This is a genomic window from Geobacter argillaceus, assembly GCF_007830735.1.
Classification (GTDB): Bacteria; Desulfobacterota; Desulfuromonadia; order Geobacterales; family DSM-12255; genus Geomobilibacter; species Geomobilibacter argillaceus.
On record NZ_VLLN01000037.1, the window covers coordinates 1 to 22,767 of the forward strand.

Here is a 22,767-nt window from a genome sequence, read left to right on the forward strand (position 1 = left end):
GCTTGGCCAGAAGGCTGACAACCTTGAGCCAGGTCTCCTGGCGGTGGGCCAGGCCGAGGTCGCCGGCAACCAAGGCGACGGTCTCGTTGTCTGTCGGCAGCGGCGGAACCACCATCTCCAGAATGCGCGGGATTTTGTTGAGCTGCCAGAATTCAGCATGAATATCGGAAAAGGGACGGACAAGCATTGTTCTCTCCAACACAAAAAGAAGATTCGGTCAAAGTATCCGGTAATCTACCTGAAAACGATGTGTTTTTGGATAATTATTCTAAAAGGATCAGGTCAGTAAAAAAAGCAATGCCGCATTGTAGGTACCATTTTTGTACCCAAAAATGCGCCATTGACTGAAGGTGGCAAAAAGTTCCCCATATTTGGTACCAAATTGGTAGTCAAAACAGCCACCATACAGTTCGGCATCCGAAACTGGAGACCAGATTGGATGCCGAACATGCCCCTACCACCAGTAGTACCAGCGCCAGTACCACCACGGTGCATAGCAAGGGCGATAGTCCGTGCTGGAGAAGGCGTACTTGAGCAGGGTCCAGTATGGTTTTCCCTTCACATAGCCGTGATAGAGCCGTACCTGCACCCGGTCCATCAGGATGTACGGCAGCGAGATGCTGGCGATGCCGATGGCCCAGTACCAGAAGGACTTCGGGAAAAAGAGTCCGACCAGCAGGCCGGAGATCGAACTGGTCAGCAGCGGTACGACAGTGGCGACCAGCACCGCCGGCAGCTTTGCCCGTTTCGGCTGCCGTTCCCTGAGCCACTGCTGGGCGTCATAGTATTTGATGCTATCTGACATGTGGTTTCCCTCAAGGTAGTAAATCGATTGTCAATCCCTCAACTCAGCATAAACAAGGAGCTGAGACCTTGCCATTCGTTTCCAAAACATTTTCGTACAGCGTAATGGCTTCGTCGATCTGCTTGATGCGGTATGAATCAGCCATCCTCTTGAATGCCTCGGTAATCGTGCGCCCGTTTTCCTCTATCTCAGGATACTCGACGACTCTGGCCAGATAACAATTGCGCTCATCGTCCCAGTTGATTTCAACTGAAGGGTGCTCGTCCTCGGTAAACAGTGGCGCGAGCTGCGATGGCGGCATGTCGTGAAGTTTGCAGAAATAATGGGGAAAATCCCGGCGCAATGCTGCAACATACTGGTCAGGGTCGGTGACGTCATGCGGAAGCCGAATGGCGTGTGCAGCAGAACCGGTATCGAATTTCCAACCGGCGCACCATCGGGCAAACGAATAAGAAATGGCCCCGAACTCCTTTGCCAGCATGCGGTTCAAAGAGAACTTCGACCTGGAACCGCGCCTTTCAATCGCCTTGATCCGGCCTGCTTTCCGCAGAAGGTCGTGCACATGATCTGCCCGTCTGCCGATGATCCGGGATATTTCAATGACACTCATCCCCATCTTGTATGCGTCAATGATCCTTTCATACAAGTAGTCCTCCAACCCGTCACAGATAACCATTTGATTGTCCCATTCTTCTCTCATCATTTTCTGTCTCCTTTACGTGTGTAGTGTGTCTGCGACATAAACCGTTTCCGGGGCCAACAGACTGATAGCCTTGCCGATGGCGATATCCAGCATGATCACCTCCCGGGCGCTCAGGTAAGCCGTCCCGATATTTCTGCCATTGTCAGCAAGGCTGACCTCCAGGGACTGGATGCCGTTTTTCTGCCGGGCGATCATGTTGAGTGACTGCGCACTGAAGTCGTCATCATGAAAAAGTGCCGTCGCCAGTTCGATCCTGCTGCCTGCCTTGCTGCTCCGCTTCCAATAGGCCTGCATGAAATAGTTCAGCGTCGATTTCACCATGGCCAGTTCTGAGAGGTCGTTGCCGATGACAAAATCCCAGAACTGAACACACACGTTAACATTCCTGTCGAACCGGTTCAGGTAATGCCCGCCTTTATCGCGGAATTCCCGGTGTGTTACTAATGCCTGGGCCGAAACCCGTATCCCGTGCAGGTTGAAGTCAATCAATTACCCTCCACCTCCTTCCATAATTTGCTCAGGTACGTTGCCGATACCTTCAGTTTCCGCTTCCTGTTCAGATAGTCGGCAATGGGGCGGAATCCCATGCCGTCAGCCTTCAGTTCCTTTACTTCACCCCAGTAGGCAAGGATCTTCTGGCGTAATACAGGTGTCCTCCCTCTTTGAATAAGTCCGGCAGCGCTCGCCTTGCGCAGGTGGGAAAAGTCGTCGTACTGCTCCTTCTCGGCCACCCGGTAACCTTTGCCCTTTACTGTGTCCCAACCGGCCTTCCGGACAGCCATGACAAAGGCACAGTACTTGTTGATCCTGCCGTGGAGATCGGGACGTTCCTCCTTGAGCTGGAACGACTTCTTCACTCCCTCCTGGAAAATTTCTATGATCATTTCCTCCGGCAGCGACGCCACCCAGGAAAAGAGCCTTTTTCGCTCGGACTCAGTCAGGCCGGTTATCAGGTTCAGTTGCTCGGTCATTTTATCCTCTCGTATAGGTCAGGGTTTCCCGTAGCCGGAAGTGGGAGGTTTCCAGAGAGGTCTGCTGCAGGGCCTGTTCGTGGTTCATCCCATGATTGATGCACTCCAGGTAACGTTCCTGGGCGAAGTTGTGTTTCAAACCATGACTGCCGCGACCCGGGGCATACTGACCGGTAGCCTTGGCAGCCGTTTTGATTGCCTCCACATAGGCGAAGTAATCGCTTTCCAGTTTCCCGTGCCGGGAAATATGTTCTTCCAGTCTCCGGTAAGTTGCGACGGAGACGTAATGCTCAGTTTCCTTGCCACCTTTCTCCACCGAAGCGACTATGCCCACCTCTGATCCGGTGACCGGATCGACAGTGATTCCGCGCAGACTGTTCATGGTCAGCGGGTTTTTCAGCCGCCGGTTGCTGGGTGCGCCGACCCCTTCGGTACGCAGGCCGCCTTCGTACTGCAATGATGCCTGCAACTGGAAAGTACCATCGCTGATGACGGCGATCAGCCGGACCGGATCGGGATAGGCCCGGTTGTCGAAGAGCTTGCTCGACTTTCGGAGCAGCTTTCTGCTTCTGGCGTAGAAATTCATGCGCAACTGTTCCGTGTTCAAGCGGGGAATCTCCAGAGTATGGATTTCAATATAGTGATTGATGGCGTACTCGAACTTTCCCAGTGCCGACAGGATGGTCTCCATGGTCTGGCGGGAGCGTTTCCTTTCGATGTAGTGCGCCAGCCGCTCCTCCAGGTACATCGCCATGTCGTCGTGAACGGACGCGGTATCAAGGATGGAAGTCCGGCCGTTGCCCATCATGAACGCCACGAAGCGATGGTTTTCGTATTTGTAGACTTTCCAGGAGCCGAAGGAACGGATGCCCAGAGCACTGTCCGCCTTTGCCTTGCTGATCGAGCGGACCGCATGGAAAACCGCTTCGGTCTGGGAGTGCAATGATGTCGGCCACCTGTGTTTCATTGATTACCTCTGACCGTTGACGGCCTGCGTGGTGAGATGACATGCTCTTTTCCCGGCATCGCCATGCCGACGGTAGCAGCTCCGTCTTCCTGCTTTTCGTAGTGTCCCTTGTATAAGGACCGGGCAAGTATCCCTGCCGTCTGTCCCTCTGTCTGTCGTGAACCGGGACTCTACCGGTGGATCACATCAAACAGGTCCTCGATTGTGCCTGCCAGAAAATGCCTTTCCAGGGCGCCGGACTTCGGGGGTATCCCGGTCCTTCCTCAGATTCCGGATCAACAGATACCTATCGTTGAGCGGAAACGCCTTTCCAGGGGCGCCGATACCGGGGGTTCTCCGGCCGTCTTCGGATTTCTGACTGCGTACGGTCATGCGAGGAAGAGGTGCATCGACCTCGACATGAAAGGGCTCTGCTCAGGTTGGCCAATCCCGTGGGTGGTGTCCGGCCGGGCCATAAGACTCACCAGCTCTGGTACACCGGGCAATGATGCTGCGAAAAATCGCTCCTATCTGAAAGTAGTAACTGTTTTGTTTGTTTCCTATATGGCTGCAACCTAGCGATTGTTTTATGCTTTCACCGGACAGCCTTCATGCTGGAACTGGTATTAGTGTTCATTTGCTGACGTTTGTCCCAGGTGTTGAGTTTGGCAAGGCCGTCGAGAAAATCATCTTTGAGGTCTTGCAGGAACGGAGCGGTTGCTCTGAAATCCTCACGGTTCTTCTGGCGATCTTCTTCGGACAGGGAGCACCAGTAGTCATCCCGCTCCTGTGCTTCCCGCACCTCTTCAGCCAGCTGCTCTTCCATCTTCCTGGCCTCAATACGCCTTCGTTCTGCTGCCTCTTCTGACCTGGCGTTACGAACTTCGGGAGGCTCATACCATTCCGGTACAATGAGGTCCACACAGAATGCCTGGAGATAGCCGCCGGGATTCCGGATCTCCTGCTGCTCACGTCGCCATGTTTCTGCGGCAACGTCAGCAGCCTGCACAACCGTCTCGCTACCGTGGCGTTTGATCAGAACCCTCAACTCTTTTTCAGAGATTTTTGACAACGGCGTGCCGGATAACAACAACCGGAACTGCTCTGTAGTTGTATTCTGGGTAATCTCTGTTATTTCTTCTGTTAAGGAATCACGGATTTTGAAGGTTTCCTTCCCTGTTTTTTTCGGGAAACGTTCCCTGACATTTACAGGGTTCCTTTCCTGCTTTTTGAGGGTATCCATTAATTCCAGTAACTTACCGCGTACAAATTTATAGTGGCAGGTGGGGGCTCCGTTTGCCTTCTTAACGACGGTCTGGACATAGCCATCCTTCACCAGGACTTTGACTATCTTCCTGACAACATCCTCTCGAAGTCCGACCCTTTCGAGCCAAGTCTTACCTTCAGCCTCTCTGCCTGTGCTTTCATTAATTTCATCAGCGGCAACGTCACCACCTGAAGCGCCGTCAAGCTCCTGTTGCTTGCAGGAAGGTTCATATTGTCGGTAAAACCAGCCGTATCCGATCCCCGGCAACTTGCGACCTCGAAAGTGGTAGCTCCAGGTAAATATCTCAGAAAGAATAATGGCCGTGTTCAGGTCACCAAAATAACGAACAAATGGTTTGAAAACCGTGAGTCTGTTTCTTGGGCTGTTGAACTCTGCCAGGAGATCTTCGACCTCTTCCACGGCATATAGCTTGTTATCTTCAGGCATATTTACTTCGCTTCCGGCACCCATTCGCCTCTGAAAAATGTATCTACTTCATCTTCATCCCAACGGATCAATTTTCTGGATAGTTGGAGACGCGGAGGCGGAAAGACACCGGCTCTGCGTAGACGATGCAGAGTCTGAACAGAGAATTTTCCCTTCTTGCAAATAGCTTCAATGGCGATCAGGTTCATATCAATTGCCTCCGGATTGTTTTTATAGCGTACAGTTCATACTTATAATATCATACGTATGATGTCAACGCTTTTTTAAGTATGAAATCATGCGTATGTGTGGTATCAATTGAAACATAAGGGAACTTCGAGGAATGCATGGAAAAACGTGACAGGCTGAAAATTCTGCGATTATTGAACGGATGCACACAGGATATTCTGGCGAATAGACTGGGTGTGCCCCGCACATCAATCGCCATGTGGGAAAAAGGAAGGTATGGGTTTTCCTCAGAAGTGACGGTAAAGCTTGCCTCGACATTAGGAGTTCAGACAGACTATCTAATTCTTGGAACCCCGGCTATCGCCAACGCAGTCTGGATTCCAATTCCTCCGTCCCGTCCCGACTACTTACGGTCAATGCAAGAAGACCTCACTGCATTGCTACCCCAGTTCCTGACCGAAAATAAGTTCAACGCCTCATATTCAGACAGTCTTGCTGACGGAAGCAGATTTTTCCTTCTTGGGCAGGACTATTACTTCGGTTGTCTGTTGATTGCCGACGCTAGGCTTGCTGATACTATAAATGTCGGTTTGAAACAGACAATTGACGAAGACTTGATAACAGGGCTTGACCACAAGATTGATAAATTGGATGGCAGCGTTTTTGAATTTGTACAATCACACTGGCTGCCACCTAGCCGTTTACCCCAGGACTTCAAGCGGATTGACGTTGTAAAGCTATGCCAGATGCTTGAAAAAAAACGCGGCAGTGAGGACAGTGGCGAGAAAAACGATTCCTTGAAGCTTATTTACAGAACATTCAATGAAGTGGTCAGGAAATACGATGTTCCCGACACGGCAATGGACAAGTTGGATGAGTTGTTTGTGACCAAGTTCAAGGAGTTGTCGTCAGTCCCAAGTGCCTCAATCAAAGTGACATCACTGATGACCGAAATAGGGAAGGCTCTGAAAAGTCTGGGGTGTCAGAAAAGAAAAGAGGAGCAATACTGATCGGGAAATGGTTTGAGTGTAGCAGAGGGTTCCAGAAGATCGAAATTGGTTCCATGATTCAATTTACGCACAGAGGTTCCACAAGAGGTTCCATTCAAGACAAAGCGGGTTAGCCCTTGTGAGCTAACCCGCTGTTTTTATTGGCGTCCCCGAGACGATTCGAACGTCCGGCCCCTTCCTTAGGAGGGAAGTGCTCTATCCTGCTGAGCTACGGGGACAGGAAATGCAATTTATAACTCACCAAGGCATGTTTTGCAAGGGGTTTCCCCGCGCTCAGTCGAAGGTTAGGAGGGAATGGACCTTTCCTTTTGGCAGTTTTTGCCGGCCGTGCAGGAAGGTGAGTTCGGTCATGAAACAACACTCCACCAGGTCGCCGCCCATCTGCTGCACCATGTCCACCACCGCAGCCATGGTGCCGCCGGTGGCCAGCACGTCGTCGGCCAGCAGGACCTTCTCGCCCGGCTTGATGGCATCGGTATGGATCTCCAGGGTGTCGGTGCCGTACTCAAGGTCATAGGTCTTCTTGAATGTCTCTGCAGGCAGTTTGCCCGGCTTGCGGACAAGCACCACACCGGCGCCCAGCTTGTAGGCCAAGGCAGCGCCGATAATAAAACCGCGGGCCTCGACGCCGACCACCTTGTCGACATGCTGACCGATATAGCGGTGGGCCAGCAGGTCAACCATCCGCTGGAACGACTTGGCGTCCGCCAGCAGGGTGGTGATGTCCTTGAAGATGATCCCTTTTTTGGGAAAATCCGGAATGTCGCGAATGATGCTCTTCAGATCGTCCATGCCTTCTCCTTGCCTATTTCGTTTCCATACGTGACTTTGCCTGCGCTTCGGCAGTTTCGGCCAGTTTGGTCAGCTTGTCCTTGGTCTTTGCCTCGATCTGCCTGATCCGTTCCCTGGTGACGTTATAGTTTCTGCCGATCATGTCCAGGGTCTGTGACTCCGCATCCTCCAACCCATAGCGGAGCTTAAGGATATCCCGCTCCTTCTGGTCGAACTCTCCGAGCCACTTCTCCACCATCTCGAACTTGTACTTGTTGTCGATCAGCTCTTCCGGCGAGACATTGTTGCTGTCCTCGATGGTATCGATCAGGAAGTAGTCGTTATTCTCCCCCATCGGCCGCTCGATGGAATAGGTCTTCTTGAGCAGGACCATGAGCCGTCGGACATAGGCCGGGTTTGAATCCATGGCCGTAGCCACCTCTTTCACCGACGGCTCCCGGTTCATCTTCTGCATCTGCTCGCGGGTCACCTTGAGCATCTTGTTGATGTCGTCGGAGACATGCACCGGCAGGCGGATGGTCCTGGACTGGTTGACCAAGGCCCGTTCGATGGACTGCCGGATCCACCAGGTGGCATAGGTGGAGAAACGGCACTCCTTGGAGAGCTTGAACCGCTCAACCGCCTTGATGAGCCCCATGTTTCCCTCTTCGATCAGGTCGAGGAAAGGGAGCCCGCGGTTGATGTACCGCTTGGCGATCTTCACCACGAGACGCAGATTGGATTCGATCATCTTGTCCCGGGCCGCTTTTTCACCAAGGGCGATCCGGCCCGCCAATTCTTTCTCCTCGTCGGCGGTCAGGAGCTTGGTCTTCTGGATGTCGCGCAGATAGAGCTTGATGGCGTCATCGAAGTGCTCCTCGACCGGAGCACGGACCTCTTCCTCCTCTTCCAGTTCTTCCTCTTCGGCCGCCAGTGCCTCGGGGTCGGGCTCAAGGAAATCGTCCGTCTGATCCGCCTGGGGCTCTTCACCGTTTTCTATCGAAAGATCTTCGTTATCCATTGGCAACTCCGGTTTCATTGATCCTCCGAACCCCAACCGTACTTTCCCACCAACCGCACGAACCGGCACCCCACCGACTGTTCCTGGACAATGGTGCCGTCTTCCTGTTTCCTGATCCTCATCAATACCTGCGAGTACAGGTCTCCCACCGGGATCACCAGCCTGCCGCCGGGTACCAGCTGATCGACGAGTCCCGGCGGGATGGACGGAGAGCCGGCAGTGACCATGATGGCGTCAAAGGGTGCCTCACTCTCCCAGCCCAGGGTGCCATCGTCCACCTTCACGTTGACGTTGGCATATCCCAGGCTGTCGAGCACCTTGCGGGCCTTGCTGGCCAGGGGGACAATCCGTTCAACGGTATAGACCCGATCGGCCAAAAGCGACAGGATCGCCGCCTGGTACCCGGAACCGGTGCCGATCTCCAGGACCTTTTCCCGGCCGGTCAACTCCAGGAGTTCGGTCATCAGGGCAACCATGTAGGGCTGGGAAATGGTCTGTTTCCCACCGATGGGGAGCGGGGAGTCGCTGTAGGCCTGAGCCGACATCGCTTCTTCCACGAACAGGTGGCGGGGAACCTTCAGTATGGCGTCGATCACACGGCGATCCTTGATGCCGCGGCCGACGATCTGGGTCTCCACCATCCGTTTTCTGGCGATGTCAAAGTTCATAAAATCACACTGCTTCCCGAAATTCGACAGACTATAGCAAATGGGTCGGGTAAAGTCTACATTCCGGTTAAGGGCCATTCCTTAAGGGTGGCAAAGGATTGATAGTTGGTCAGGTCCAGGTGCAGCGGGGTGATGGATACATGCCCCCTGGAGACTGCGGCAAAATCGGTCCCCTCGATATCGTGGAAATTCAGCTCAGAGGTACCGATCCAGTAGTAGTTACGCCCGCGGGGATCCACCTTGTCCACGATGGTGCCTTCGTAGCGACGTTTTCCCTGGGCCGTGATCAGCGGCTTCAGCAGCTGTTCCATGGGCAGGTCGGGGACATTCAGGTTGAGAAAGGTGTCACGGGGGAGCCCGCGCTGAGAAACCTTCTGCAACAGTGTTGCAGCCCAGTGCGCTGCCGCGGAATAGTTTTCCCCGCCGTTGTCGGTCACCAGGGAGACGGCAATGGCGGGAATCCCCATCAGGGTCGCTTCCCGAGCCCCGGCCACGGTTCCGGAGTAAATGACGTCATCTCCCAGGTTCCCGCCGCGATTGATTCCGGAAACCACCACATCCGGGTGAAAGTCAAGAAGACTGTGGACTCCCAGATTGACACAATCCGCTGGGGTACCGTCCACCGCGAACCAGTTGGGAGCGATCTGTTCGGCCCTGAGCGGATGATGCAGGGTCAGGGCGTGCCCGACGGCACTGCGCTCCCGGTCCGGAGCCACCACGGCTACTTCGCCCAAGTGGGCCAGTCCTTCGGCAAGCGCCCGGATGCCAGGCGCCTGAATGCCGTCGTCGTTGGTAATAAGAATCCTCACACCGTTCCTCCATCGTTAACGTGCATCGTAAGCGGTCCACCGGATACGGAAATCCGGGCAGGGTCAAAATGCTCCCTGCCCCAGGCAAGGATCTCGACAGGCGGGGCCGCATACAGATCAGCGGGCAGTTCCTGACCGAGAAACCTGAGTGCTGCCGTTACCAGCCGGCCCCCTGCTTGCGTCAGGTCAACCCCTTGGGCAATGGAGACGGCGTTGTCCCGCTTGGAAAGCTTTCCCCCACCAGGACCGGCTACCAGCGGCAGGTGGGAGTAGGATGGCTGACTGAAGCCAAGAAGCCGCTGCAGGTAGATCTGCCGCGGGGTCGATGTCAGAAGGTCCGCCCCTCTCACTACCTGGGTGACCCCCATCAATTCGTCGTCAACCACCACTGCCAGGTGGTAAGCGAACGGCCCGTCGGCGCGTTTCACCACGAAATCGCCGCAACTGGTCGCCAGATTCTGGCACTGCGCCCCTATGATCCCGTCAGAAAAGGTTAGCGTTTCGTCCGGCACCCGCACCCGGAAGGCGCGGGGCAGTTTGCCCGCACCGAGCCCAGACCGGCACCGGCCCGGGTACGGCAGTTCACTGTCACCATGGGGAGCGGATGCGAGCCGGGCGATCTCGGCACGGGAACAGCCGCAGGGATAGACGATCCCCCGAGCGGCAAGCCGATCCAGGGCTGCCTGGTAATACGGTTCGCGACGGCTTTGCCAGACCACCTCCCCGTCCCAGTGGAGGCCGAGCAGCTCCAGAGTGCGCAGGATATCATCGGCCATCCCCGGCACGACCCGGGGTTGGTCAAGGTCCTCCATACGCATCAGCCATCGGCCGCCACTCCGCTTTGCCAGGAGATAGCTGCCAACAGCCGCAACCAGCGACCCGAGGTGCAGCGGCCCGGTGGGAGACGGGGCGAACCGGCCGACTACCGGGGTCTTACTGGATTCCGGCTTGATGCTCACTGCGTGAAGCTCGGATCAGTCGACAAACGAACAGCAGTAGTCGGCAAGCGTCTTCACCCGCATGGTAAATTTGGAATTTGCCGGCACGTCGAACGACTGTCCCTCCCGAACCTGGCGCCATTCCCGGGTGCCGGGCAGGAGAACGTCCAGGTCGCCGGCAAGGATCTCCATGATCTCGGCGCTGGAGGTGGTGAACTCGTACTCTCCCGGCAGCATGATCCCCAGGGTCTTCTTGCTGCCATCCGGAAAAACGATGGTACGGCTGGTCACCCCACCGTTGAAAAAGACGTTCGCCTTGCGGATTACGGTTACGTTGGTGAATTCGGACATATGTCGCCTCCTTGATGTCGTAATGTGTACACGTTAAATAGAATGGCTGACAGGTACTGTCAACAAAAACCCTTACCACCGCCGGGTGGCACCCCTTGACCGGTGTGGTATAGTTCCACTATTAAGATTATTCGATGTCTTTGACCGGGAAAAGGCCGCCGCCTTTGGCATTACCATCCCCAACCCCAACCAGGTGGTGATCATGTTCCACTGTGGCAGCCGGGGGTTCGGCCACCAGATAGCCACCGACTACCTGCAAACCTTTCTTCGGGTGATGACCTCGAAATACGGCATCAGCGTCCACGACCGGGAACTGGCCTCCGCGCCGTTTCGCTCGCCCGAGGGAGAGGCGTACTTCTCGGCCATGAAGTGCGCCGTCAACATGGGGTTTGCCAACCAGATGATCAAGGGACAGAAGCTCCTGAGCGACATGGAGCAGCGCGGCATCTACGTGCGGACCGCTTCCTACGGCGGGCTTGCCGAGGAGGCAGGTTTCGCCTATAAGAACATCGATGAGGTTGCCACGGCCACCGAACTGGCCGGGCTCAGCAAACGGGTGGTGAAGCTGGTGCCGATCGGAAATATTAAAGGATGACAGGTTGCTGAAAAACAGCCATCTCGCCGCCGTCCTCGAAAGCCCCTTGTGCGGCGTAGCGCTGCTACACCTCCGCGAGGCTTCCTGCGGGTGCGACGATCTGACTATTTTTGAGCAACCTTGGACTCTTCGTCCAGAGTAATTGCAATTCACTTTCCTTAGGGGGGATCGACCGTTATGTGCAAGAAGATATTCATCGCCGCCACCGGCCAGAACTGCGGTAAAACCACCATGAGCGTATCGTTGATGCATCTGGCCCGAAAGAAGTACCAACGGGTCGGCTTCATCAAACCGATCGGACCGAAGATCGAGCTGTACGGTGACCTGATGGTGGATATGGACGCGGTACTCATGGCCAAGACGTACGGGCTTGAGGAGGATATCACCCTCATGTCGCCGGTTGCCGTGCACAAGAATTTCACCCGGGAGGTCCTGAACGGGGAGATTGATGTCAAGGAGCTGGAGAAAAGGATTGTCGACACCGTACGCCAGTTGGAGGACAAGTACGACTTTCTCATCATCGAGGGAGCCGGCCACGGCGGCGTCGGCTCGGTACTCGGGTTGAGCAACGCCCGGGTGGCCTCCCTGTTGAACGCCCCGGTAGTCATCGTCTCCGACAGCGGCATCGGCAGCGTCATCGACGCAGTCAACCTCAACCTGGCCCTGTACGAAAAGGAAAAGGCCGAAGTACGGGCCATCCTGGTCAATAAGCTGCGCAGCGAAAAACGGGACAAGATTCTCGACTACCTGAGGAAAGCCTTCATTCCCAGCGGAATCACCGTGGCCGGCGGCTTCAACTACACCCCGATCCTGGCCAACCCGACCCTGGCCCATGTCGCCAAGCTCCTCGATCTCCCTCTGCGGGCAACCAATGGGGAACGCAGCCGGATCATCCACCATATCCAGATGGGAGCAGCCTCTTCCCAGCGGGTTGTCGACCACCTTCAGGAATCGACGCTGATCGTCGTCACCGGCTCCCGTGACGAGCTCCTGGTGACCCTCTCGTCCCTCTACCATATCCCCGACTTCAGGGAAAAAATCACCGGCATGATCATCACCGGCAACACCCCCGTTTCCCGCATCACGCAGCAGATCGTCGACGACAGCGGCATTCCCTACATCCGCATCACGCTCAGGACCTCGGATGTCTTCATGGCCCTCATGGAAGACGTGGCCAAGATCACCATCGAGGATCAGGAAAAACTGAACTGGATCAGGTCAAACGCCGAGCACGACATCGACTTCGAGTCGCTGGACGCGCTCCTCTAGGCCCTGACCGTGCCATACCGGTTCCTGGAAGATATTGCCATTGCCGATGTGGCCTTTTCGGCGTGGGGAGAGACACGCGAAGAACTGTTCAGTGCAGCGGCCGAGGCGTTGCTTGCCACCATGGTGGGGGAACCGTCAGCCATTGAGCCTCGCGACTGCGAGACCATCCGTATCGGGCATGACGAACTGGACCTGCTGCTCTTCGACTTTCTCAGTGAGCTGGTTTTTCTCAAAGACGCCCGGCGACTGCTGCTGCGTCCCTGTTCCCTGATGATCGAGGGGGTGGATGACGGCTATCGCCTGGGGGCGGTTATGAAGGGAGAGAGGATCGACCCCATCCGCCACCGACTGCTGGTGGATGTCAAGGGGGTGACGTTGCACCGGCTGGCAGTCTCACTCGTCAACGGAAAATGGCAGGGTACCGTGGTGCTGGATGTTTGAGGCCTGAATCCAATTTTACATAATCAACGTAACAAAAGTCCCTACTCCCCCATCACCCGCCTGATCCGTTCCGCCGTCACCGGATGCGAGGAGAAATAGTCGGACACTCCTCCCCCCTTCTCTTTCCCGCCGTTTCGCCGGTCATGCTCCGCCTGAAGCCGTGCCAGCATATCAGCATAGACCTTTGGCCGGATATTGCGCAGCTTCATAAAGGCAACGGCCGCATCGTCGGCCTCCCGTTCAAAGTCCCGGGAGTACTTGGCATCGATCAGGGCAGTCGGCAGGGTAGCGGAAAGCGAGGTAATGGAGAGGATGTCGCCGGTGATGGCGGCGATGAGAAGACCGGTGCCGGAGTTCTGCAGCACGTGCCGCAGGGCGTGGCGATAGCGGACATGACCGGCTTCGTGGGCCAGGACCGCGGCGATTTCGTCGTCGCTTCTGGCCAGCCTGACCATGCCGTCGGTGACAACGATGATTCCCGAAGGCAGCGCAAAGGCGTTGGCGCCAAGACGATCACTGGCGCGAAACTCCAGCCGGTACTCCCTGCCGCCCGGCAGGTCCGGCTGCATGCGGCGAAACAGGGCTCCCACGGCCTGGCGGCGGTCGGCAGGCAGTGCAGACGGCTTCATGACCAATTTATCGAGCATGGCCAGGGTCTCGTTTCCCAACGTCCGTTCCGTGGCAGGCGGAACGGCAAGGGCCACATGTTTGGCCAGGGATGGGATGCCATATTTGATAAAGCCGGCAAGGACAGCAACGGTGACCAGCAGAGAGAGAACAACCAGGAACAGGTTCCGCTCCCATCGGTGAAGCAGCCGCTGGAACAACCCTGTCCCTTCCCGTTCCAGCAGTTCATCGAAGGGTGTATCATTTATGACTTCGCACAGGCTACCATCAGGGAAACGGAGTGAACGGCGGACCGTTCCCACCGGCGGTGCGACGCATATTCCGGCCAAAGGATAGCGCCGATCAACGCCATCCCCCTGCAGATGCAACTCATCTCCTTCTCGGACCAGAGAAACCGTCCGCCGCACCGAACTCCTGCCGTCGAAATAATAGCCGCGCACCTGGCTCATAACGCCACATCGACCCCGAAGATATCGCCGATCTCCTCGCCGGCCGAGCCAATGTCTCCGGGAATGACGGCCATGAAGGTCTCAAGGTCGCCGGTTACCCGCAGCGCCAGACGTTCAAGCCGGTAACGGGTCAGGCGCACCGATGCCCAGGGGATCAACAGCCCAAGGGAGAGGAAGATCGCCACGGCACTGGAGAGATAGAGCCAGGCCATGTCCCTTACCCGCAGACTGCTGACGAACCGGTTGTCCCTGATCCTGGTGGAATTCCAGGTCAGGTTGGCCAGCTCGGTCTGGACATAGATGGCAAAGTAGAGATAGATCAGGTTGATGGCGATGAAAGCGGTCGCCACCAGGAAGCCGACCCCGCGTTTAACGGTTTCATTGCCGGCTTTGCCGTTGTCAAAGAGAAGCGGGGAAAATTCCCGCATCGTGGCGGAGAGGAAGTAGGCAGCGGCACCAATGACGAGGATGAGCAGGAAAAACCAGCCGGCCGCTTTGAGGAATACCAGGTAATATTCCTTGAGCGAAGCGTCAAAGGCAAAGCTGCTCCGTCCGTATTCGCTGTTCTCCACCAGGAACCGCTTCTGGCGGTAGACGATGTACGGGAACAGAAAACCGAGGGTGAACGGCAGCAGGATCGGCAGCCCGGCAAAGACCAGGTAGGCCTCATCGTACTTTGGGACGAAATTGAAACGGATATTGCGGTGTGCTGAATTGCGCTGGTTGAACATCTTGGAGCGGACAATCAGCCACGGCATGGCAGCAAAAAAGACCATGCCCAGCGTGCTGGCAAGAAGTGGACTCACCCTGGTGCCGATTGTGTAGAGGAGGAAAAATGCGGCACCGATCAACCACCCCCGGAACAGCGCCATGGGATCGGCACGGTAGTCAAACGTGGCACCGCCCAGTTGGGTACAGCCGTAGAAATAACGCCGCTTGCGCACCTTGGCCCAGGCCGAATAGATGCCCAGGGTGACGATCTTGAGCAGGGTATTGACGATCCAGATGCCGAAATATTCCCGGGCCGTGCCGGTAAATGAGAACCGGAGCAGACGTGGAGAGCGGGGCTGCGGGGAAACCGGCGGCATTGGCAATGGCTCTGCAGCAACCGGTTCAACCTTTCGCAGGGCGGCGTCCAGGAGAAAAGCTTGCCGGCACCTGGGGCAGGTTGCCCGTTCGACACCGGCAGGGATTGCCCCCTCCTCCATCTCTCTGGTAAAGCCGCAGTGCGGACAGGTTATCGAAATGCGTGCCATCAGTCTCCCATCGAGTTCGTGCCTTGCAACTCTTATTTCTTCGTAGGTTGGGTTAGTGGCCTCATCGCGTAACCCAACAGCCTTGCATACTGCCAGCTTGGTCATGTTGGGTTACGGCATACACCCGCCTAACCCAACCTACGAACTGCGGTTCAATTGCCGTTAAGAGGTTCAAATCTCTTCGGCACGACCCGGCAGTGCTGAAGAGATCAGGCGATCCCTGCCAGTTCGAGTCTGCCCCCCCAGCGGCGCACCAACTCCTCGCGCAGCCTGCCATGTTCCGGCAGGCTCAGCTCGGGGTCCTGCTCGACCAGGCTAAATGCCTCCTTGCGGGCCTCTTCCAGAATGCGGCCGTCACGCAGGATATTGGCGATGCGGAAATCGGGAAGCCCGGCCTGGCGGGTACCGAGGAAATCGCCCGGACCACGGATCTCCAGATCCGCCTCAGCGATCCTGAAGCCGTCGGTTGTCTCCTCCATGACCCGTAAACGTCTGACACCGTCCTCGGACAGGCGGTCGGAAGCGAGCAGGAGACAGCGGGAGCGGTGACTCCCCCGCCCCACCCTGCCCCGCAGCTGATGCAGCTGGGAAAGGCCGAACCGTTCGGCATGCTCGATGACAATCACCGTGGCATTGGGGACGTCGATCCCCACCTCGATGACCGTGGTCGCTACCAGCAGTTGGAGTTCTCCGGTCTTGAAGGAGCGCATGACCGCCTCTTTCTCCTCGGGGCGCATCCTGCCGTGGAGGAGTCCCACCCGAAGTTCGGGGAAAATTTCGCTCTGCAGGTGTTCGGCCATCTGGGTGGCAGCCTTCAGCTCCGACGTTTCCGTCTCTTCCACCAACGGACAGATCAGGTAGGCCTGGCGACCTGCCCGCACCTCCTCCCGGATGATACCGTAAACCTGGTGGCGGCGCGACTCGGTGACTATCCGGGTTTCGACGGGAGTACGGCCCGGCGGGAGTTCATCTATGACCGACAGGGAAAGGTCGCCGAAGACGGTCATTGCCAGGGTCCGGGGGATGGGGGTGGCGGTCATGACCAGGATGTCCGGGTTCACCCCCTTCTTGCGCAACACGCCACGCTGGACCACGCCGAAGCGGTGCTGCTCGTCGATGATCCCGAGGCCGAGGCGCTGGAATGCCACCTTTTCCTGAATAACCGCGTGGGTGCCGATGACGATACTGGCGCTGCCATCCTCCACCTGCGCCAGCACCGCGGCTCGCGCCTTCCCCTTCAAGCCCGCGGTCAGGAGCACGGTCCGGATCCCCAGGGCATCGCACCAGCCATGGATATTCAGATAGTGCTGTTCGGCAAGGATCTCGGTCGGCGCCATGATGGCCACTTGGTAACCGTTCTCCACCGCCACCAGGGCTGCCATGAGCGCCACCAGGGTCTTGCCGCTCCCCACGTCCCCCTGCACCAGCCGATGCATCGGGTGGGGTGTCATCATCTCCTCCTTGATCTCGGAGAGCACCCGGCGTTGGGCGTTTGTAAGGGAAAAGGGAAGCATCTTCAGCAACGGTTTGGTATAGCGATGGGTGACCTGGAACGGAATGCCCGCCTCCAGGGTGAAACCGCGGCGCTTGAGAGCCAGCCCCAGTTCCAGGAAAAAGAACTCGTCGAACACCAGGGAGCGGTGGGCCGGCGTGGCGCCGCAATTCAGGCGCTCCGGATCAGCCTCTGAAGAAGGAAGATGGACCTCCTGCAACGCCCGGGCAAGGGGGAGGAGCCGCTGACGGGCAATGAGCTCCCGGTCCAGGACCGTGACGACATTGGCTGCGAACTGCCCCGCCACCCCCTGCATGATCTTCCGCATGGTCCGCTGCTGCACCCCTTCGGTCAGGGGATACACCGGCACTATCCGGCCGAAACTCGCCGGTTCCCGGGCCATGACCGCGGCCACCTCCTCGCCTTCGGCCAGCCATTCCACCTCCGGGTGGTGCACCTCTTTCTGGAAACCGAACTGGGCGACCTCACCGGTGAATATGGCCCGGCGGCCCTGCTTCCAGGTCCGCTTCATCCAGACGGCAACGAAATTGAACCACTTGAGGGAGACACTGCCGCTCTCGTCCCGGACAATGACCTCGAAGTACTTCCTTCCCCCCCTGGTGGTAAGCGCCTCAGCACTGACAATGGTGCCGGTGAACAGTTCGGTGCAGCCGGGGCGCAGTTTTGCAACGGGACGCAACTCCCGCCGGTCCTCGTAGCGGTTGGGGAGCAGGTAGAGGGCGTCCTCCACCGTGGTGATCCCTTTCCTTACCAACGCCTCGAAAAGCTTGGGACCGACCCCTTTGATGAACTGGATCGAGGTGGCGAGGTTCCTGCGATTGATCGACTCCTGGAGTGTCGGAACAGTTGCAGGCGCCGGCGCCCTGGTAAGCAGCAGCCTCCCCTCGCCGTCCGGCTCTACGGAGAGGCGGTCTCCGGGCGAAAGTCCGAGGGTGGCAATCAGTTCGTCGGTAAGGGTTACCGAGTTCTTGTCGGAAAGGGTGATGATGGGCATGTGTCTCTATCTCCGCCGGAGTTCCGGCGATAGTACCATTCATTGTCGGTCTTTGTAAGAAATTTCACAGGACTGGCTTGCCCAATAGTGTATATAAACTCCCCAGATGGTCACGCATCTTGACAAACAGCGTTACAACGATACGGGGTCGTCCCATCATTAACGGGTTGAGTTTCCCTTGTTAATTGGGTATAACGTCACAATTCAAGCACCATGGGGTGACCGTATGGCAGGCGACACCAGGAAATCGAAAGTATCAAAAAGCCGGTGGTTATCGTTGTCACTCGGCTTGTTCGGAATGGTCCTCCCCCTCCTCCCTGCCACCGCACAGGGAGCGGTACAGATCGAAAATACGACTATTGAGGAGACACCAACCCCGTCAGACAGTGCCGGCAACAATGAACTGCTCCTTTTCTGGGAAGAGAAGGAGCTCTACGTTGAGAGCGCTACGCGGGTCGAGAAACCGCTCGACGAGACCGCGGAGAACATCTCCGTGGTGACGGCCAAAGATATCGAGCAGATGAACGCCCACACCGTGGCCGAGGTCCTGAAACGGGTGCCGGGGCTCTTTGTCGACACCCTTGTGCAAGATTTCGGGAGTTTGTCGTCCATCTCGATCCAGGGGTCTGAGCCACGGCACGTACTGGTGCTCCTGGACGGCGTGATATGGAACTTCCTTGGCGAGGGAACGGCGGAGACCTCCACCATCCCGGTCCGGATCATCGACCGGATCGAGATCGTCAAGGGGCCGGCCTCGTCGGCCTGGGGATCGGCCCTGGGAGGGGTGGTCAACATCATTACCAAGAGCAGCGGCGACACCACCATGCCAAAGGGGGCACTCAGCGTCTCCTACGGCGAAAAGAACAGCCAGGACTATGGTGCCGAACTGTCCGGCAAGGGCGGGCCGGTCGGCTACTATCTCCAGGCCGGACGGCAGAAGTCGGCCGGCCTGCGCAAAAACCGGGCCTTTGATAACGACTCCCTCTACGGCAAGTTAAGCATCGCCCCGAACCGGGACCTGAACCTGCAGTTCACCATCGGCTACAGCGACCCGCAAGAGGAGTCCGGGGACCTGGTCATCCCTCGGATCGCGGTCAGAGCGAAGACCCGGCTTTCTGCCCTGCATGCCACCGGCAATATCGACTACCGCCTGGCGCCGGAGTGGGCGGTAAAGGGATCGGCCTACGCCCTGCGGCAGCGGTTCGATAATACTAACTACTTCATCACCCCCAGCGCGCTTTACAAGGAGCTGGTCAACGAGGAGCGGACCGTGGGGGGGGGGCTCAGGCTGACCTACAGCGGTGCCAGCCAGAGCGCGGTGGTCGGCGTTGACGCAAGCCGCGGCATCACCGACCAGACCAACATCTATGGCCCCTTTCTCCAGGGCAGAGGTGCGCCGGCCAGCGAATCGTTCAGCCCGAGCATCACCAAGTGGGCCCTCTTTGCCAACGACACGCTCAGCTACGGCAGGCTGGCCGTCACCCCGGGGGTCCGCCTCGACCACAACAACGTGAGCGGCTACTTCTTCAGCCCGAGCCTGGGGCTAGCCTATGAACTGGGGGAGCGGACCGTGGCCAGGGCCTCGGTGGCCAGGGGGTTCACCTCCCCGCCGCTTGGCTGGACCTCCATCGGCGGCATCTTCACCACCCCCAACCCCTCCCTGGGAGCTGAGCGGGTCTGGTCGTACCAGGTAGGGCTGGAGTCCGGGGTGACCGACTATCTCAACCTGAAGGGGACCCTCTTCCGGCATGACATGACCGATGAGATCTCTACCGATGTCACGCCGCCAGCCAACATCGGGAGCGTGACCCGCCAGGGGTTCGAACTGGAGGCCGAGACCGCACCGTTTCACAACCTCACCCTGCGGGCCGCCCACGCCTATGTCAACATCGACCGCCATAGCGACCCGGAAGCCCTGGTCCAGTATAGCTACCAGACCGGCATCAAGTACGACGACCGGCAGTCGTTCATGGCCCATCTGTCCGGCACCTACATCTGGTGGAACCTGCCGGCCAGCAGGCTCGCCAAGTACAACACCTTTATCTGGGACGCAAACCTGAGCAAGCGGTTCTCTGTCGCCGGCACGACCGGCACCGAGCTCTTCCTGACAGTCCATAACCTCTTTGCGAGTTCCAACTACACCATGGCGGTCTATCCCAATCCCGGCCGGTGGTTCGAGGGTGGGGTCAGGGTCAGGTTCTGATCAGAGATTGCCATGAAGCGCGCCTATACTGTCCTATTGCTGCTGTCCACCCTCCTCTCCGCCCTCGCTCCCTGCCGGACGGAAGCGGCCGAGGTGATCGTTGTCGGCGACACCCAGCTGAAGCCGGTGGTGGAGATCATTGCCGGGATCAGGAAGACCCTTGATGCCTCGCTGAAGGCCTACTCGCCTGCGGAGGTAAAGGGGCGGCTGGCCCAGCTGGTGGAGAGGGAAAATGCCAAGGTTGTTATCACCCTGGGCAGGGAGGCGATGAGCGAAGCACTGCATCTGCCGCCGACCACGCCGGTGATCTTCGACCTGGTCGTCACCCCTCCCCCGTTCAACAGACCGAACACGACCGGTTTCTACATGGCCACCCCGGTCAGGGAGTATGCCGAACTGATCAAGAACCACCTGCACGCCATCAAGCAGGTGGCAGTGGTGGGGAGTCGCGACCAGTTGCGTCTGCTCGTGAGGGAGGAGTCCCCCCAGGTCTCTTCCTACAGTGTCCGGAGCCCTTCGGACCTGGTCAGCACCGTGAACAGGCTCGATTCCGCCGACGCCATCCTACTCCTGCCCGATGTCTCCCTGCTGACCGCGTCGGCCATGGAGGAGACCTACCTCCTCTCCTTCAGGAAGGGGATCCCGCTGCTGGGGATCTCGGAACGGCACGTCAAGGAGGGGGCACTCCTTGCCCTGGTGGTCGATCCGGTCAATGTGGGGAAACAGATCGGGGAGTATGCAACCAAGGCGGTCAAGGGGGGCAGTGTGGGGCAGATACCGCCGTCCCCCCCGAGGAAGTTCGAACTGTACGTGAATACGAGTACGGCCCGGAAGATGGGGATCCAGATACCGAACGAAGTGATCCGGATGGCCAAGCGGGTCTATCAATAGCACCAGCATTGCCGGTTTAAAAAAAGCTCCGTGGGCGTGTCCACGGAGCTTTTTTAATCTGCATAGTCGCTACTACCCCCTCGTACCATCACTACGTTTTCTTCTTCGAAGGCTGATAGCGCAGGTCCTGCCGGATAATCGCTTCCAGCGTGGCGTCCAGCAGTTCCCGACGGCAATCGACCGCGTCGATGGCCCCGTTGCGCAGGAGGGTCATCTGGCGGCAACCGCCGAAACAGAGCGGCAGATAGGCGCATTCCAGGCATTCATCGTTTTTCCAGACATCCAGGTTATGGCTGGCGCAATAGTCTGCGACACCATCGGCGATAGTGCCGATCCTGAGTTCGTCGTACGCCATGAAGGCCGGGCATTTGTAGAGGGAGCCGTCGTAGTTGATGACCAGATCGTTGTCGAATTCGACGACACAGGCGGCAAGCCGCGGCTTGGGCGCCCGGAACCCCCGCCGGAGCGTCTCCTCCCGCAGAAAGAGGGACGCCTCCTGCAGCCAGGGGGCGTAGTCGCAGGCGCAGTCGGAGCTGAAATCCGCGACAACCCGCTGTCCAGACTTGGGGATGACCGGCGCAAAGAGGACGGTATGGACCCGGTCCGGGGTGATCCACCCATCCAGGAGATGGTCCAGGAGCGCGGGGAACTGCCGGTAGTTGTCGTGGGTAAAATTCCCGCCCAACTGTAGCGGCACCAGGTCGCAGACCTCGGTGATGTTCCTGACGATGGTGTCGAAGCTACCAAAGCCGGAGGCAAACGGCCGGCTCCGGTCGTGGAGCTCTTTGGGGCCATCCAGGGTGACCCTGGCCCCGACCAGTCCCAACGGGATCAACTCCTCTGCCACCCGCCGGTTCAGGAGGGTGCCGTTGGTAACCAGGGTGAAGCTGTAGTCAACCGACTGCGCCAAAGCGGCTGCCTGCAGGCGGCCGGAGATCTCCTTGATAAGCGGCAGGGAAAGGAGCGGTTCGCCGCCGTAAAAGGCGAGCTTGACGCTCCGACCCGGGTCGATCTGGTTGCGCCGGATCGCCGCCACCACCAGGTCCGCCGTCTCCGCGTTCATGTAATGGCGGCCACGGAAGCTCTCTTCGTAGCAGTAACCGCAGGCCAGGTTGCAGTCGAGGTTCAGCACCACGATACCGTTGAAGCTTCGGCGGCTGAGGTTGGCCGTGACAAAGAGATCCCGCATCTCTGCCCGTTCCGCAACCGGATCAGGGACCAGGAAACCGAGACGGGCCAGGGTCTCACCCTCCGCGCCTGCCAGCTCTCCTGCCCGGGCAGCCCGCAGGGTGGCGTCGCTCACCTGAACGATTGCCGAGCGTTTGGTGGAGTAAAGGAGGTTCTGCCCCGGCCGCTTGGGACAGGGGTAGCATTTCAGGTAGTGCGACAGGTACATGGCGATTTCCCAATAAAAAAGGGGAGAATCTGCTCTCCCCTTTTCGTATTATTCACCGGAAACCGGTTACAACATGACTGCAACGGTGTTGAAACAGCACCCCTGGAGCCCTTCCACGAGCAGTTCTTCACCCTCTTCCAACACTACCAGCTCGTCATTAAACAGTTCCATGTCGCTATCCTCCTTTCATCGATATTCCCCTAAGGGATCCATGTGTAGTAACGCACTAGCAACTTGGCGGGAACGGGAGGCTCTACT

Annotated in this window: 24 protein-coding genes and 1 tRNA gene; 6 read left to right on the forward strand and 19 right to left on the reverse strand. The window is 57.8% G+C overall.

What is annotated here, in order from left to right:
• The 8 genes from JN12_RS18740 to JN12_RS18775 form a co-directional block, all read right to left on the reverse strand.
• Positions 1-187 (reverse strand): hypothetical protein (locus JN12_RS18740; protein WP_211360584.1); only part of this gene is annotated, 187 nt, incomplete at its 3' end.
• Between the two features lie 267 nt (positions 188-454).
• Positions 455-805 carry a hypothetical protein gene (locus JN12_RS18745; RefSeq protein WP_145025638.1) on the reverse strand — a complete coding sequence of 117 codons (351 nt, stop codon included), beginning with the start codon at positions 803-805 and terminating at the stop codon, positions 455-457.
• A 43-nt stretch (positions 806-848) separates the two neighbouring features.
• Positions 849-1,508 carry a hypothetical protein gene (locus tag JN12_RS18750; RefSeq protein WP_145025640.1) on the reverse strand — a complete coding sequence of 220 codons (660 nt, stop codon included), beginning with the start codon at positions 1,506-1,508 and terminating at the stop codon, positions 849-851.
• Positions 1,509-1,520: 12 nt separating this feature from the next.
• Positions 1,521-1,997, reverse strand: coding sequence for a hypothetical protein (locus JN12_RS18755; RefSeq protein WP_145025642.1), 477 nt, complete (start codon positions 1,995-1,997; stop codon positions 1,521-1,523).
• Positions 1,994-2,479 carry a hypothetical protein gene (locus JN12_RS18760; RefSeq protein ID WP_145025644.1) on the reverse strand — a complete coding sequence of 162 codons (486 nt, stop codon included), beginning with the start codon at positions 2,477-2,479 and terminating at the stop codon, positions 1,994-1,996. The genes JN12_RS18755 and JN12_RS18760 overlap by 4 nt, the downstream gene beginning before the upstream one ends.
• 1 nt (position 2,480) lies before the next feature.
• A complete protein-coding gene (locus tag JN12_RS18765; RefSeq protein WP_145025646.1) occupies positions 2,481-3,446 on the reverse strand; it encodes a hypothetical protein in 966 nt (321 codons plus the stop codon).
• 574 nt (positions 3,447-4,020) lie between these two features.
• Positions 4,021-5,139: a hypothetical protein gene (locus JN12_RS18770; protein WP_145025648.1), complete on the reverse strand. Its 1,119-nt coding sequence runs from the start codon at positions 5,137-5,139 to the stop codon at positions 4,021-4,023.
• 2 nt (positions 5,140-5,141) lie between these two features.
• Positions 5,142-5,327 (reverse strand): helix-turn-helix transcriptional regulator, encoded by a 186-nt coding sequence (locus tag JN12_RS18775; protein WP_145025650.1) that lies wholly within the window; start codon positions 5,325-5,327, stop codon positions 5,142-5,144.
• 138 nt (positions 5,328-5,465) lie between these two features.
• Here JN12_RS18775 and JN12_RS18780 point away from each other — a divergent pair, with 138 nt between their 5' ends.
• Positions 5,466-6,317: a helix-turn-helix domain-containing protein gene (locus JN12_RS18780; protein ID WP_145025652.1), complete on the forward strand. Its 852-nt coding sequence runs from the start codon at positions 5,466-5,468 to the stop codon at positions 6,315-6,317.
• A 141-nt stretch (positions 6,318-6,458) separates the two neighbouring features.
• On the opposite strand, the gene JN12_RS18785 is transcribed toward JN12_RS18780, so the two are convergent.
• The 7 genes from JN12_RS18785 to ppnP form a co-directional block, all read right to left on the reverse strand.
• Positions 6,459-6,535, reverse strand: a tRNA-Arg gene (locus JN12_RS18785).
• Positions 6,536-6,590: 55 nt separating this feature from the next.
• Positions 6,591-7,109, reverse strand: a complete 519-nt coding sequence (locus JN12_RS18790) for an adenine phosphoribosyltransferase (protein ID WP_145025654.1) — start codon at positions 7,107-7,109, stop codon at positions 6,591-6,593.
• 13 nt (positions 7,110-7,122) lie between these two features.
• Positions 7,123-8,109, reverse strand: a complete 987-nt coding sequence (locus tag JN12_RS18795; RefSeq protein ID WP_145025656.1) for a sigma-70 family RNA polymerase sigma factor — start codon at positions 8,107-8,109, stop codon at positions 7,123-7,125.
• A gap of 14 nt (positions 8,110-8,123) precedes the next feature.
• The gene (locus JN12_RS18800; RefSeq protein ID WP_145025657.1) at positions 8,124-8,777 is read right to left on the reverse strand and encodes a protein-L-isoaspartate(D-aspartate) O-methyltransferase; all 654 of its coding nucleotides are present in this window, start codon (positions 8,775-8,777) and stop codon (positions 8,124-8,126) included.
• Between the two features lie 56 nt (positions 8,778-8,833).
• Positions 8,834-9,586 carry a 5'/3'-nucleotidase SurE gene (surE, locus tag JN12_RS18805; protein ID WP_145025659.1) on the reverse strand — a complete coding sequence of 251 codons (753 nt, stop codon included), beginning with the start codon at positions 9,584-9,586 and terminating at the stop codon, positions 8,834-8,836.
• Positions 9,583-10,539, reverse strand: a complete 957-nt coding sequence (gluQRS, locus tag JN12_RS18810) for a tRNA glutamyl-Q(34) synthetase GluQRS (RefSeq protein WP_145025693.1) — start codon at positions 10,537-10,539, stop codon at positions 9,583-9,585. The genes surE and gluQRS overlap by 4 nt, the downstream gene beginning before the upstream one ends.
• Positions 10,540-10,560: 21 nt before the next feature.
• Positions 10,561-10,875 carry a pyrimidine/purine nucleoside phosphorylase gene (ppnP, locus tag JN12_RS18815; protein WP_145025661.1) on the reverse strand — a complete coding sequence of 105 codons (315 nt, stop codon included), beginning with the start codon at positions 10,873-10,875 and terminating at the stop codon, positions 10,561-10,563.
• An 85-nt stretch (positions 10,876-10,960) separates the two neighbouring features.
• Here ppnP and JN12_RS18820 point away from each other — a divergent pair, with 85 nt between their 5' ends.
• The 3 genes from JN12_RS18820 to JN12_RS18830 all read left to right on the forward strand — a co-directional run bounded on the left by JN12_RS18820 (position 10,961) and on the right by JN12_RS18830 (position 13,180).
• Positions 10,961-11,470, forward strand: coding sequence for an RtcB family protein (locus tag JN12_RS18820; RefSeq protein WP_281287749.1), 510 nt, complete (start codon positions 10,961-10,963; stop codon positions 11,468-11,470).
• Positions 11,471-11,647: 177 nt separating this feature from the next.
• Positions 11,648-12,739: a phosphotransacetylase family protein gene (locus JN12_RS18825; protein ID WP_145025666.1), complete on the forward strand. Its 1,092-nt coding sequence runs from the start codon at positions 11,648-11,650 to the stop codon at positions 12,737-12,739.
• Between the two features lie 9 nt (positions 12,740-12,748).
• Positions 12,749-13,180, forward strand: coding sequence for an archease (locus JN12_RS18830; protein ID WP_145025668.1), 432 nt, complete (start codon positions 12,749-12,751; stop codon positions 13,178-13,180).
• A gap of 41 nt (positions 13,181-13,221) precedes the next feature.
• On the opposite strand, the gene JN12_RS18835 is transcribed toward JN12_RS18830, so the two are convergent.
• The 3 genes from JN12_RS18835 to recG form a co-directional block, all read right to left on the reverse strand.
• Positions 13,222-14,256, reverse strand: a complete 1,035-nt coding sequence (locus tag JN12_RS18835; protein ID WP_145025670.1) for a M48 family metallopeptidase — start codon at positions 14,254-14,256, stop codon at positions 13,222-13,224.
• The gene (locus tag JN12_RS18840) at positions 14,253-15,512 is read right to left on the reverse strand and encodes a DUF898 family protein (protein WP_145025672.1); all 1,260 of its coding nucleotides are present in this window, start codon (positions 15,510-15,512) and stop codon (positions 14,253-14,255) included. The genes JN12_RS18835 and JN12_RS18840 overlap by 4 nt, the downstream gene beginning before the upstream one ends.
• Before the next feature lie 209 nt (positions 15,513-15,721).
• Positions 15,722-18,019, reverse strand: a complete 2,298-nt coding sequence (gene recG, locus JN12_RS18845; RefSeq protein WP_145025674.1) for an ATP-dependent DNA helicase RecG — start codon at positions 18,017-18,019, stop codon at positions 15,722-15,724.
• 277 nt (positions 18,020-18,296) lie between these two features.
• Between recG and JN12_RS18850 the strand changes: the two genes are divergently transcribed.
• Positions 18,297-20,222, forward strand: coding sequence for a TonB-dependent receptor (locus JN12_RS18850; RefSeq protein WP_170242074.1), 1,926 nt, complete (start codon positions 18,297-18,299; stop codon positions 20,220-20,222).
• 12 nt (positions 20,223-20,234) lie between these two features.
• Positions 20,235-21,113 carry an ABC transporter substrate-binding protein gene (locus JN12_RS18855; protein ID WP_145025678.1) on the forward strand — a complete coding sequence of 293 codons (879 nt, stop codon included), beginning with the start codon at positions 20,235-20,237 and terminating at the stop codon, positions 21,111-21,113.
• Positions 21,114-21,204: 91 nt separating this feature from the next.
• On the opposite strand, the gene gptM is transcribed toward JN12_RS18855, so the two are convergent.
• Positions 21,205-22,509: a geopeptide radical SAM maturase gene (gene gptM, locus JN12_RS18860; RefSeq protein WP_145025680.1), complete on the reverse strand. Its 1,305-nt coding sequence runs from the start codon at positions 22,507-22,509 to the stop codon at positions 21,205-21,207.
• Positions 22,510-22,767 lie beyond the last annotated feature (258 nt).

Excerpts from the sequence above, each read along its gene's own strand:
- JN12_RS18770 (WP_145025648.1), bottom strand. The coding sequence starts at position 5,139 with ATGCCTGAAGATAACAAGCTATATGCCGTGGAAGAGGTCGAAGATCTC.
- gptM (WP_145025680.1), bottom strand. The coding sequence starts at position 22,509 with ATGTACCTGTCGCACTACCTGAAATGCTACCCCTGTCCCAAGCGGCCG.
- ppnP (WP_145025661.1), bottom strand. The coding sequence starts at position 10,875 with ATGTCCGAATTCACCAACGTAACCGTAATCCGCAAGGCGAACGTCTTT.
- JN12_RS18795 (WP_145025656.1), bottom strand. The coding sequence starts at position 8,109 with ATGGATAACGAAGATCTTTCGATAGAAAACGGTGAAGAGCCCCAGGCG.
- JN12_RS18855 (WP_145025678.1), top strand. The coding sequence starts at position 20,235 with ATGAAGCGCGCCTATACTGTCCTATTGCTGCTGTCCACCCTCCTCTCC.
- JN12_RS18750 (WP_145025640.1), bottom strand. The coding sequence starts at position 1,508 with ATGATGAGAGAAGAATGGGACAATCAAATGGTTATCTGTGACGGGTTG.
- JN12_RS18800 (WP_145025657.1), bottom strand. The coding sequence starts at position 8,777 with ATGAACTTTGACATCGCCAGAAAACGGATGGTGGAGACCCAGATCGTC.
- JN12_RS18765 (WP_145025646.1), bottom strand. The coding sequence starts at position 3,446 with ATGAAACACAGGTGGCCGACATCATTGCACTCCCAGACCGAAGCGGTT.
- JN12_RS18760 (WP_145025644.1), bottom strand. The coding sequence starts at position 2,479 with ATGACCGAGCAACTGAACCTGATAACCGGCCTGACTGAGTCCGAGCGA.
- JN12_RS18780 (WP_145025652.1), top strand. The coding sequence starts at position 5,466 with ATGGAAAAACGTGACAGGCTGAAAATTCTGCGATTATTGAACGGATGC.
- recG (WP_145025674.1), bottom strand. The coding sequence starts at position 18,019 with ATGCCCATCATCACCCTTTCCGACAAGAACTCGGTAACCCTTACCGAC.
- JN12_RS18840 (WP_145025672.1), bottom strand. The coding sequence starts at position 15,512 with ATGGCACGCATTTCGATAACCTGTCCGCACTGCGGCTTTACCAGAGAG.
- JN12_RS18775 (WP_145025650.1), bottom strand. The coding sequence starts at position 5,327 with ATGAACCTGATCGCCATTGAAGCTATTTGCAAGAAGGGAAAATTCTCT.
- JN12_RS18825 (WP_145025666.1), top strand. The coding sequence starts at position 11,648 with ATGTGCAAGAAGATATTCATCGCCGCCACCGGCCAGAACTGCGGTAAA.
- JN12_RS18745 (WP_145025638.1), bottom strand. The coding sequence starts at position 805 with ATGTCAGATAGCATCAAATACTATGACGCCCAGCAGTGGCTCAGGGAA.
- JN12_RS18835 (WP_145025670.1), bottom strand. The coding sequence starts at position 14,256 with ATGAGCCAGGTGCGCGGCTATTATTTCGACGGCAGGAGTTCGGTGCGG.
- JN12_RS18790 (WP_145025654.1), bottom strand. The coding sequence starts at position 7,109 with ATGGACGATCTGAAGAGCATCATTCGCGACATTCCGGATTTTCCCAAA.